Genomic DNA, 11374 nt, shown 5'->3' with positions numbered 1-11374 from the left:
CCCCGTGAGGTCACGACGGGCGCGATCGACCTGCCAGTCCTTCATGCCGAGTCGAGCCGCGAGTGACGCGGACGACTCTCGGATGCCGGCGACGCGCGCCATCGTTCGCAGCTTCGAGGCGATCGCGGCAACGAGCGGCACCGGATCGGCGCCGCTGGCGAGGGCGTGGCGAAGAGCCACGAGAGCATCGCCGTAGCGGCCGGCGATGGCGGTGTCGGCGACCGTGAACGCCGAGGTCTCCACGCGGCCGCCGTAATACCGCTCGACGATCTGCTCGGTGATGTCGCCGGGCACGTCGGAGATGAGCTGCTGGCAGGCCGCGGCGAGCTCGGTGAGGTCGTCGGAGAATGCGCCCACGAGCGCGCGGAGAGCAACCGGCGCGATCTTCTTGCGCGCCGTCTGGAACTCCCCGGCTGCGAAGTCGAAGCGGTCGGAGTCGCGCTTGACGGCCGGGCACGCGATCTCGATGCCGCCACCGGTACCGGATCGGATCGCATCGAGCAGCTTCTTGCCGCGCACGCTGGAACCGGTGTGGCGGAGCACCACCGTGGCGCCGTCCTGGGGGGCCTCGATGTAGGCGAGGGCCTCGGTCAGGAAAGCGTCGGAGCACTTCTCGACGCCTCCGACGCGCACGAGCCGCGGCTCGCCGAACAGCGACGGCGACGTGAGTGTCAGCAGGCTTCCGGAGGTGTAGTCGTCGGCCCGCAGGTCGGAGACCTCCAGGCTCGCATCCTCCGCGCGGAGGAACTCGCGGATGCCGGCGGTCGCCCGCTCCGCGCAGACGTCCTCCGGTCCCGACACCAGAACAACGGGGGCAGGCTGCGGCGACCGCCAGGAGATCTGCGGGATCGCCGACGCGGTGCGCGCGCCTCCACGAGAGGCGGGACGACGCGGCGCGGAAGGCATGAACACCAGCCTACCGACGGCTTGTGACACCGAGGCAGCGCTCGGCCGCAGCTCACGGAGATCCCTTCTCGTGCCACAGCCGCACACTCGACGCTTCCGTCCACAGCATGAGGAGACCTTCCACGTCGGTGCGGGCCAGCCGCGCACCCAAGGACTCGAGCATCGCGAGGGTCTCGCTTCGCGGATGCCCGTAGGTGTTCGCTCCGACCGAGATCAACGCCACCGCGGCACGGAGCCGTCCGTACAGCCGCGGTTCCTGGTCGGCGCTGCCGTGGTGCGAGACCTTCACGATCGTGTAGGCGGCGCGCAGGGATGCCGTCGCCATCAGGCGCCGCTGACCCTCGGCAGAGAGGTCACCCAGCATCAGCATCGGAGGCACGGTCGGGCCGGCGATGTCGATCACGACGCTGCCGTCGTTTCCTGCGGCGGTGCGCGGCTGCGGCCACAGCACGCGCCAGCGGGCATCGCCGAGGGTGCCGGTCATCCCCGCGTCGGCACGGACGAGGTGGGCTCCCGCGTCGCTCAACCGGGCCAGTGTGCGTTCGTCGTCGGGCGCACCTGTCGGTCCGTGCAGAACGGTGTCGACGCGGCCGGCGACCGCGCGCGTTCCTCCGTCGTGGTCGTGGTCGAAATGGGTGAGGACCAGAAGGTCCACCCGGTCCACACCGAGCGTCTCCAGGCAGCTCGTGAGCGCCTGCGGATCGGGGCCGGTATCCACGAGCGCGACGCGACCGGCGGCGCGGATCGCGATCGCATCGCCCTGGCCGACGTCGCACACCGCGATCGACCAGGCGACGGGAAGGCGGGCGCGAAGACCGACCTGCGCGGCGGGACCGGTTGCGGGCACGACGACCGCGGTGACGGCCAGGACCACGACTGCGGCGACCCGAGCCGATCGCGGTGTGCGCAGCAGCAGGACGACCACGGCCGCGCTGGCAAGGGTCAGGGCGGCCAGGCCCCCGACGCCCTCGGGCCACCAGATCGCGCTGCCCGGCAGGGTGCTGAGTGTCGTGGCGGTGGCGGCGATCCAGGCTGCCGGCACCCAGGCGAGCGCCGCGAGTCCCGCACCCAGGAGGGGGATGCCGGCGCACAGGCAGGCGGCGAGCCCCAGAACGGTGCCCACCGGCGCGGCCGGCGCGGCGAGCATGTTCGCCGCCACACCGTAGATCGACACCTGGGGCGAGATCAGCACGATGATGGGGCCGCACGCGAGCTGAGCGGACAGCGGCACGGCGACGAAAAGGGCGAGTGTGCGCGGCATCCACCGCGAGAGGCCATCTGCGAGGGGCCCGGCGAGGACGAGAAGCGCGGCGGTGGCGGCGACCGAGAGGGCGAACCCGATCGAGCGCGACAGCCACGGGTCGAGCAGGAGCAGGAGGACGATGGATGCCGTCAGCAAGGAGAGCCCCGCCCCGGTGCGGCCCAGCAGCAGGCCCAGCATGGCGATGGCGGCCATCGTCGCCGCGCGGATGACGCTCGGCTCCGGCGAGACGAGGATCACGAACGCGACGAGGGTGCCGAGGCCTGCGATCACCCGGAGGGCGCGGCGCGCTCCGCACAGGGCCGCCAGCGCGAAGGCGATCCCGACGACCAGGGCGCAGTTGGCCCCGCTCACGGCAGTGAGGTGCGACAGCGAAGAGGACTTCATCGCCGCATCGAGCCCGTCCGAGACTCCCGAGGTGTCGCCGACCGCGAGACCCGCGATGAGGCCGCCGCCGGGATCGGGGAGCCCGGTCGTGACGGCGCTCAGTCCGTGGCGCAGGAGCGAGGCGAGAGCGAACACTCCCGTCGGTGCGGCGATGAGCGTCGGCGTCGCGGACGCGTCGACGACGAGGACGGCCCGTTCGCCGGGGCCCGCGGCCCATGCCGTTCCGGTCAGGCTCACGCGGGCGCCGAGATCGAGTCCCGGCGGGATGTCGCCGGTGCGTACGAGCACCGGCACCGGTGTCGTGATCGTGGTTTCTCCGTAGGCGAGCCGCTGCAGCACGGCGTCGAATCGCCAGCCGGCCGCGCCGCGTTCGATCTTGCCGACCGCGACGACGTCGACCGTCAGCGCACGGCCCCCGGCGATCTCGGCCGCCGCAACGGCTCCGCGAGCAGGCAGCGCGGAGGCGACGTGCGAGGCGACCCCCGCCGCGACGGCCAGGACGATGGCGACCAGGGCGAGCGCAGGAGCGATGCGCCCCGCCCGGAACGCAGCGGAGCGTCGCCGCCGGTGCACCAGCGCGAGGACGACCACGAGTGCGCTCGACCAGAGCAGCGCGGACGCGGATGCCGCGGCATCCGCCGTGCCGGTGACGACCCCGGCGGTCACCCACGCACCGGCGGCGACGGGCACGAGGCGCACGTCCCGGCGTCGCAGGGAGCGGCCGCCCCGGCCGGCTCGGGTCGGCTGAGGTGTCGTCGCTGCGGTGCCGGTCACACCGTCACCAGGTCGCGGAGGCCGGCGAGCATCTTCTCGCCGATGCCGGGAACCGACAGCAGATCGTCGACGCTGGTGAACCGGCCGTTCTCCTCGCGCCACGCGATGATGCGCTCTGCGATCGCGGGTCCGACGCGCGGAAGCGTGTCGAGGGCGGCGACGTCGGCGGTGTTGAGGTTCACGCGTCCGTCACCGCTGACGGGTGCGCCGGTGGACGACGCCTCCCCCACCTCCGGCACCTGCACCTGCTCGCCGTCTACGAGAGGTCGCGCCAGATTGACCGCCGTGCGATCGGCGGTGTCCGTGAACCCGCCCGCCGCGGAGACCACATCGACGACGCGCGCTCCGCCGTCGAGGCGGTAGAGCCCGGGGCGCTCCACGGCACCCGACACGTGCACGTAGAGCGCTGCGGCCGAGATCTCGACGGGCGCCACCGCGACGCCGGTGTCGGCGGTGGCCACCGAGCGGACGAATCCCACCGCGACCGCGATCGCCGCGGCGGCCAGCACCAGCACCAGGGCCGCACCGGTGCCGACGCGCCGCCGACGCGCGCGATGCGCGTCGGCGGCGGTGCGCGGTGCGTGATCGATGCCGGGCGGACTCACCTCCACACCGTGCCATCGGCGCACCGCCAGGCTCAGCGCCCGCGCGGCATCCGTGGACGAGCGGCCGCCGCCGCCCTCATGGGGAGGAGACTACGCGGTGGTGAAGCTGACGACCTTGGGAGCGCGGACGACGACGCGCGCGATCTCGCGTCCGACGAGTGAGCGCACGACCTTCTCGTCCGCGCGCGCCAGCGCCTCCAGCTCGTCGGCCGAGATGCGCGCCGGCACCGTCAGCGTGCCGCGCACCTTGCCGTCGATCTGCACGACCGCGGTGACCGACTCCTCGACCAGCAGCGTCGGATCGGCCTGACGCCAGGTGGCGAGACCCACGAACGGCTCGTAACCGAGCTGCTCCCACATCTCCTCGGCCGTGTGCGGAGCGAACAGGTCGAGGACCATCGCGATCGCCTCGGCGGCCTCGCGGACGGCAGGGTCGCCCGCCCCGGCGGGGCCGTCGATCGTCTTGCGCGTCGCGTTGACGAGCTCCATCAAGCGGGCGACGACGACGTTGAACTTGGTCTGCTCGATCAGCGCCGGGGCGTCGGCCCACAGACGATGGGTGACACGGCGAAGCGCCTGGTCTCCCTCGGCCCACACGACGTCCGGAGCGCTGGTCACCTCATGCGCGATGCGCCAGGCGCGCGCCAGGAACTTCGCGGCTCCCGTCGTCGAGACATCGCTCCAGTCCTTGTCGTCCTCCACCGGACCGGCGAAGGCGAGCGCGACCCGCAGGGCGTCGGCACCGTGGGCGTTCAGCTCGTCCTGGAAGAGCACGAGGTTGCCCTTGCTCTTGCTCATCTTGGCGCCGTCGAGGATGACCATGCCCTGGTTGATGAGGTGGGAGAACGGCTCGGTGAACTCGACGAGGCCCATATCGAACAGCGCCTTCGTGATGAAGCGCGCGTACAGCAGGTGCAGGATGGCGTGCTCGACGCCGCCGATGTAGAAGTCCACCGGACCCCATCGGTCGGCGTCCTTCGAGGAGAACGCCTTCGTCGTGTCGCCCGGTGACAGGAACCGCAGGAAGTACCAGGAGCTGTCGACGAACGTGTCCATCGTGTCGGGGTCGCGCAGGGCCGGCTCGCCCGTCTCGGGGTCGACGGTCTCCACCCATCCGGTCGCGGCGCCCAGCGGAGAAGAGCCCTTCGGCGTCAGGTCGAGGCCCTCCATGGCCGGCAGCTCGACGGGCAGCTGCTCGTCCGGCACGGGCACGATGCGCCCATCGGCGGTGTGCACCATCGGGATCGGCGTGCCCCAGTAGCGCTGGCGTGAGATGAGCCAGTCGCGGAGGCGATAGGTCTTCGCGGCGCGACCGGTTCCGGCGGCCTCGAGCTGCTCGATGGCCCGGGCGATGGCGTTGCGCTTGCTCAGTCCGTCGAGGGGGCCGGAGTTCATCATCCGGCCGTCGCCCGTGAGCGCCACGCCGGTCTTCGCCGGGTCGATCTCGTCGATGCCCGGAGCACCCGGATCGATCGGCACGCCCTCGGCATCCAGTTCGATCACCGGGATCGCGCCGGTCACGGGGGCTGTCGTGTCGACGACCACCTTGACGGGCAGATCGAACGCACGGGCGAAGTCGAGGTCGCGCTGATCGTGGGCGGGAACCGCCATGACGGCGCCGTGGCCGTAGCCGGCGAGAACGTAGTCCGCGGCCCAGATGGGCAGCCGCTCCCCCGTGACCGGGTTGACCGCGTACCGCTCCAGGAACACGCCGGTCTTCGGGCGGTCGGCGGTCTGCCGGTCGATCTCGCTCGTCTTCTGCACGGTGTCGAGGTAGTCCTGGAAGCGCATGCGTGCCTCCGGGGATGCCGAGGCTACGAGCTCCGCGGCGAGGTCGGAGTCCGGGGCGACGACCATGAACGTCGCGCCGTAGAGGGTGTCGGGGCGCGTCGAGAACACGGTGATCTTGTCGGCGCGGCCTTCGATCTCGAAGTCGATGTCGGCGCCGACGGAGCGTCCGATCCAGTTGCGCTGCATCTGCAGCACCTTGTGCGGCCAGAAGCCCTCGAGCTGATTCAGGTCGTCGAGCAGGCGGTCGGCGTACTCAGTGATGCGGAAGAACCACTGGGTGAGCTTCTTCTTGACGACCACGGCGCCGCTGCGCTCCGATGTCCCGTCGGGCAGCACCTGCTCGTTGGCGAGCACGGTCTGGTCGACCGGGTCCCAGTTGACGAGCGCATCCTTGCGGTACGCGAGGCCCTTCTCATAGAGCCGCTGGAAGAGCCACTGGTTCCAGCGGTAGTACTCCGGGTCGGAGGTGTGCAGTACGCGCGACCAGTCGAACGAGACGCCGTACTGCTGCATGCTGGAGCGCTGCTGCGCGATGTTGCCGTAGGTCCAGCCGCGCGGCTCGACGCCGCGCTTGATGGCGGCGTTCTCGGCGGGCAGGCCGAAGCTGTCCCAGCCGATCGGGTTGAGCACGTTGTACCCGCGGTGACGCCAGAAGCGCGCAACGATGTCGGAGTAGAGGTAGTTCTCCGCGTGCCCCATGTGCAGGTCGCCCGACGGGTAGGGGAACATCGCGAGCACGTACTTTCGCGGGCGGGTGTCGTCTTCACCGCCGGCGCGGAACGGGTCCTTCTCGGCCCAGATGCGCTGCCACTTTTCCTGCACGGCGTGCACGTCGTACGGTCCGTTCTCGGCGGCGGTGGCGATGTCTGTGGGGCTGCTCATGGGAAGGGGAAGACCAATCTGAAAGCTCGGGAACGCACGAAAGGCGTCCTTCCAGGTTAGCGGACCCGTCCTACCATCCCGGCGGCAGATTCGCACCCAGCGCGGCGAGGGGGCCGCGGGCTTTGAGCCCGACCTCGGCGACCTCCTCTTCGGGATCGGAGAGCCAGGTGATGCCGCCGCCGGCACCGACGTATGCGCCGTGCGGTCGCAGCACGATCGATCGGATCGTCATCGCCAGGTCGGCGCGACCGTCGGTGCCGACCCAGCCGAAGCACCCCGCGTAGATACCCCGGCCTGCCCCCTCCAGCGCGGACAGGATCGTCATCGCCGACAGCTTCGGCGCCCCCGTCATGCTCCCCGCAGGGAAGGCGGCGTCCAGCAGGTGTCCGAGGGTGGCGTCGGGCAGAAGCTGGCCCGCGACGGTGCTGACCAACTGGTGGACCGCCGTATACGACTCCACCTCGAGCAGACGTTCGGCGCGGACCGTCCCCGGCCGGCACACCCGCTGCAGGTCGTTGCGCATCAGGTCGACGATCATGACGTTCTCGGCCCGCTCCTTCACACTGTCGACGAGCGCGCGACGCAGCGCGGCGTCATCGTCGGCGTCGCGGCCGCGCGGCCGGGTGCCTTTGATCGGGTGCGTGCGCACCACGCCGCCTGTGACCTCGAGGAAGCGCTCGGGACTCGCGCTGAGCAACGCGGTGTCGCCGCTGCGGATGATCCCACCGTGGTGTGCGGGCAGCGCGTCGCGCAGCGCGAGATAGGTGGAGACGGGATCGAAGGGTGTGGATGCCGCGACCGTGAACCGCGTCGTCAGGCAGAGCTGGTAGGCGTCGCCGGCCCGGATCGCGTCTCGGCACTGCGCGATGAGCGCCCGATACTCCTCCGGCGTCTGGCGGGCCGATGCGATGGGGGCCGGATGGCGTGGGGCGGCGCGGCGGCGCGACGCCGCACGCGAAGCCGACGACCGTGCGCCCTCCACCGCGTCGGCGAGGGCCTCGCCGCGGCCGGCGGGCGCGGCGATCCACACCTCACGGGCGGCGTGGTCGAAGACGACGAACCACTCGATCCGCAGCCACAGCTCCTGCGGTCCGTCGGCGTCGTCGATGCGCGCGGGCGCGCCGACGGCCGCGGCCGCCGCATCGAACCCCCACCACCCCACCCAGCCGCCCTGCAGCGGACCCGGCACTACCGCCGGCTGCCGCGCGTCCGCCACGAGAGGAAGGTTGCGGGGTCCTGCGCCGGGAGCGCCCACGCCCATCCAGCTGAATCCCGCCGTCGCACCCGGCCCGGCATCCAGCCAGAACGCATGCTCGTCGTCGCACAGGATCGTCGCGAAGACGACGGCCGGATCGACCCAGTCGTGCCGGCGGGCGACGAGGCTGGAGCTCATCGCTCCAGGCTAGCCGTGACGTTCGGTCGCCGACGGCGAATGCACAGCGTGCACACACCTTCACCCGCCATAGGCTGGAGCCGTGAACGAGTTCCTCTCATGGCTGCTCGATGCCGTGCAGAGTGTGGATCCCGTCCTGCGCACGGTGCTCGCGGGCGTCGCCATCATGCTGGAGACGAGCGTTCTGGTCGGCCTGATCGTGCCCGGAGACACCGTCGTCATCGTCGCTGCCACGGCCGTCGGATCGGTCGCCGAAGCCGTCGTGCTCATTGTGGTCGTGATCGTGGGTGCACTCATCGGAGAGAGCGTCGGATTCTGGCTCGGTCGGTGGCTCGGCCCCCGCATCCGCTTTTCGCGTCTCGGACGTCGGATCGGCGAAGACAACTGGACTCGCGCCGAGCTCTACCTGCGACGGCGCGGCGGACTGGCCATCTTTCTCTCCCGCTTTCTGCCGGTTCTGCATTCCCTCGTGCCCTTGACGGTGGGGATGAGCGGGTTCTCCTATCGCCGCTTCCTCGCGTGGACCGCGCCGGCCTGCACGGTGTGGGCCGTGGCCTACGTGAGCGTGGCGGCAGCGGCGGCGGGCACCTACCGAGAGTTGGCCGACCGTCTGCACACCGCGGGGTACTTCTTCGTCGGTGCGATCATCGTCTTCCTGTTTCTCGCCTACGTCGCCAAGCGCGTGATCGTGGCACGCGAGGCGCGCCATATGCGACTGGACGACGAGGCTCCCGGCACGAAGCGCACGGACGGCATGGGAGACTGAAACGATGGCCGCCGAACCCGCACCGCGCGTGAAGGTGCTCTGGATCGCCCGACTGGAGTACCGGTTCCATGCGTGGCGAGAACGTCGGGCCCGCGCCCGTGGGCTGCGCGCCAGTGTGTCCGCGTACCCCGGTTACGGCGGGGAGGACTGGGTTCGTGTCCTCGGGCGTGTGCTGATCGTCCCTCCCGTCCGCGCGCGTCGTCGACGCGGCGACGACGGCGGCGTCCGTGGTTGGCGCAGCTTCGCTGCCGTTCCCGTCGGTTATGCGACCGTGACGGTGAGCGTGGACGGCGTCACACACGAGGTGATCGCCGATCGCGGTGGCGTCATCGATGCCGTGCTGCCGGCCCGACTGCAGCCGGGATGGCAGCCCCTGTCGATGACCGTCGAGGGGTCGGAGCCGTTCGAGACGCGCGTGTTCGTCGTGGGCTCCGATGTCCGCTTCGGCATCGTCTCCGACGTCGATGACACCGTCATGGTGACGGCCCTGCCTCGCCCGCTCATCGCGGCGTGGAACTCGTTCGTCGTGAACGAGCATGCCCGCCAGCCGGTGCCCGGCATGGCCGTGCTGCTCGAGCGTCTCGTGCGCGAGCATCCGGGCGCGCCCATGGTCTACCTCTCCACCGGCGCCTGGAACGTCGCTCCGACGCTCCAGCGCTTTCTCCGTCGCCATCTCTTTCCCCCCGGCGCACTGCTGTTGACCGACTGGGGCCCCACGCACGACCGGTGGTTCCGCAGCGGCCGGGCACACAAGGAGGAGAACCTCCGACGCCTCGCGCGCGAGTTCCCCCAGGTGAGATGGGTGCTGATCGGCGATGACGGGCAGCACGACGATGCCCTGTACACGGCCTTCACGGGCGCGCACCCCGATCACGTCACGGCCGTCGCGATCCGCCGGCTCTCGCCGGCGGAGGCGGTGCTCGCCGGAGGACGCACGGCCGTGGACGATCACACCGCCGCCACGGTGCCGTGGGTGACAGGAGACGACGGCGCCGGCCTTCTCGACAGGCTGGCTGAGATCGGTGTCGTGGGCGGCCCGGCCGACGGCGTCGGAGGCCCCGCGTAGGCTGGCCGCATGTGCGGTCGATTCGTCGTGGGCAGTTCCGGCTCCGAGCTCGTCGGTGTGCTGAGAGTGGATGTCGTCGGAGATGATCTTCCCCAGCCCTCGTTCAACGTGGCGCCGACCGACCGCGTGGCGATCGTGCTCGACTCCGCGAAGACCGAGCCCCCGACGCGTCGCCTGGAGGCGGCGCGCTGGGGTCTGATCCCCGGGTGGGCAAAGGATGTGGGCATCGGTGCGAAGGCGATCAACGCACGCGCCGAAGAGGTCGAGAACAAGCCGATGTTCCGGCAGGCGCTGATCGCGCGGCGAGCCGTCATCCCGGCATCCGGCTATTACGAGTGGAAGACCGAAGGCGGCGTGAAGACGCCGTACTACATCCACCCGTCTGACGACGAGCCGCTGTTCTTCGCCGGTCTCTACGAGTGGTGGAAAGACCCCGCGAAGGCCGCGGACGACCCCTCACGATGGGTGCTGAGCTTCACGATCATGACAAGGGATGCCGTGGGTCAGCTCGGCTCGATTCACGACCGCATGCCGCTGTTCATCGACGCGGACTACGCCGATGTGTGGCTCGACCCCACCACGGAGAACGTCGGCGATCTGCTGGACGCGACGATCGACGCTGCCCCGGCCCTGGTGGACGGGATGCTGATGCGAGAGGTTGATCGCGCCGTCGGCAACGTGCGCAACAACGGCCCGCAGCTGATCGCGCCGCTCTCGTGACGGACGGCGGGACGGACCCGAAGGTCCGACCCGCCGTATCCGGCAGGATCGTTCGATCCCTACGCGAACTCGATCGTCGCATCCTCGTTGTTGAGCACGATCACCGGAGTGATCGCGGGGTGCCCCGCGCGGCGGATCTTCTCCGCGTCGAAGCGAAGGAGCGGCGTACCGGCCTCGACGGTGTCCCCCGCTGTCACGAGCGTCTCGAAGCCGTCGCCCTTCATGTCGACCGTGTCGATGCCGACGTGGATCAGAAGCTCCGTTCCGTCCGCGAGGGCGAGGCCGATCGCATGTCCCGTCGGGAAGACCGATGCGATGGTGCCACCGGCCGGCGCGACGATGGTGTCTCCGGTGGGGTCGATCGCGAGGCCCGGGCCCATCGTTCCTTGGGTGAACATCGCATCCGGAACCTCGGAAAGTGCGAGCACGCGGCCCGCCACCGGTTGACGAAGCTGCAGGACCGCCGGCGGAACCGACGAATCCAGCCGCTGCTCGGCAGCAGCACCCGCGGCGATCGCGGCGCCGCCCACACCCCGAGGGGTCGGCGATCTCCATCCGTAGACGTGTGGCGCAGTTGTCGACCTCGATAATGTCGCGCGAGCCACGCATGGGACGCTACCCCCGATCAGGCCAAACGCACAGCATTCACTCAGGAATCGGCGAATCTCCGCCAAGAACGCGAAACCCCCGGGGGTGACCCGGGGGTTCTTGGTGGACCTGAGGGGACTCGAACCCCTGACCCCCTGCATGCCATGCAGGTGCGCTACCAGCTGCGCCACAGGCCCATTTTCAGTTTGTCACCGCTCCGCGGCAACCCCTCAAG

Annotated in this window: 9 protein-coding genes and 1 tRNA gene; 3 read left to right on the top strand and 7 right to left on the bottom strand. The window is 70.6% G+C overall.

Features of this window, described 5'->3' with window-relative positions:
• The 5 genes from holA to AS96_RS03115 all read right to left on the bottom strand — a co-directional run.
• Positions 1-906 (bottom strand): DNA polymerase III subunit delta (gene holA, locus AS96_RS03135; RefSeq protein ID WP_036285571.1); only part of this gene is annotated, 906 nt, incomplete at its 3' end.
• 52 nt (positions 907-958) lie between these two features.
• Positions 959-3328 (bottom strand): ComEC/Rec2 family competence protein, encoded by a 2370-nt coding sequence (locus AS96_RS03130; RefSeq protein WP_036285522.1) that lies wholly within the window; start codon positions 3326-3328, stop codon positions 959-961.
• Entirely contained in the window at positions 3325-3939 is a 615-nt protein-coding gene (locus AS96_RS03125) for a ComEA family DNA-binding protein (protein WP_036285520.1), read from the bottom strand. The genes AS96_RS03130 and AS96_RS03125 overlap by 4 nt, the downstream gene beginning before the upstream one ends.
• An 84-nt stretch (positions 3940-4023) precedes the next feature.
• Positions 4024-6606 (bottom strand): leucine--tRNA ligase, encoded by a 2583-nt coding sequence (gene leuS, locus AS96_RS03120; RefSeq protein WP_036285518.1) that lies wholly within the window; start codon positions 6604-6606, stop codon positions 4024-4026.
• 70 nt (positions 6607-6676) lie between these two features.
• Complete coding sequence (locus AS96_RS03115) at positions 6677-7999, bottom strand: anthranilate synthase component I family protein (RefSeq protein WP_036285516.1); 1323 nt, start codon at positions 7997-7999, stop codon at positions 6677-6679.
• A gap of 82 nt (positions 8000-8081) precedes the next feature.
• Here AS96_RS03115 and AS96_RS03110 point away from each other — a divergent pair, with 82 nt between their 5' ends.
• Genes AS96_RS03110 through AS96_RS03100 form a run of 3 tightly spaced genes read left to right on the top strand, consistent with a single transcriptional unit; the run spans position 8082 to position 10551 of the window.
• The gene (locus AS96_RS03110) at positions 8082-8765 is read left to right on the top strand and encodes a DedA family protein (protein ID WP_036285514.1); all 684 of its coding nucleotides are present in this window, start codon (positions 8082-8084) and stop codon (positions 8763-8765) included.
• Positions 8766-8769: 4 nt separating this feature from the next.
• A complete protein-coding gene (locus tag AS96_RS03105) occupies positions 8770-9831 on the top strand; it encodes an App1 family protein (RefSeq protein WP_036285512.1) in 1062 nt (353 codons plus the stop codon).
• A gap of 9 nt (positions 9832-9840) precedes the next feature.
• Positions 9841-10551, top strand: a complete 711-nt coding sequence (locus tag AS96_RS03100) for an SOS response-associated peptidase (RefSeq protein WP_036285510.1) — start codon at positions 9841-9843, stop codon at positions 10549-10551.
• 59 nt (positions 10552-10610) lie between these two features.
• Here AS96_RS03100 and AS96_RS03095 read toward each other — a convergent pair whose 3' ends face one another.
• Complete coding sequence (locus tag AS96_RS03095) at positions 10611-11081, bottom strand: PTS sugar transporter subunit IIA (protein WP_036285508.1); 471 nt, start codon at positions 11079-11081, stop codon at positions 10611-10613.
• Between the two features lie 179 nt (positions 11082-11260).
• Positions 11261-11336 (bottom strand) — tRNA-Ala (locus AS96_RS03090).
• Between the last annotated feature and the right edge of the window lie 38 nt (positions 11337-11374).

Origin of the sequence: Microbacterium sp. MRS-1, from assembly GCF_000585455.1 — a bacterium.
GTDB classification, from domain to species: domain Bacteria; phylum Actinomycetota; class Actinomycetes; order Actinomycetales; family Microbacteriaceae; genus Microbacterium; species Microbacterium laevaniformans.
The sequence above is the reverse complement of the archived record's forward strand: the minus strand, read 5'-3'. Positions and strand labels throughout refer to the sequence as shown.

Excerpts from the sequence above, each read along its gene's own strand:
- leuS (WP_036285518.1), bottom strand. The coding sequence starts at position 6,606 with ATGAGCAGCCCCACAGACATCGCCACCGCCGCCGAGAACGGACCGTAC.
- AS96_RS03115 (WP_036285516.1), bottom strand. The coding sequence starts at position 7,999 with ATGAGCTCCAGCCTCGTCGCCCGCCGGCACGACTGGGTCGATCCGGCC.
- AS96_RS03105 (WP_036285512.1), top strand. The coding sequence starts at position 8,770 with ATGGCCGCCGAACCCGCACCGCGCGTGAAGGTGCTCTGGATCGCCCGA.
- AS96_RS03100 (WP_036285510.1), top strand. The coding sequence starts at position 9,841 with ATGTGCGGTCGATTCGTCGTGGGCAGTTCCGGCTCCGAGCTCGTCGGT.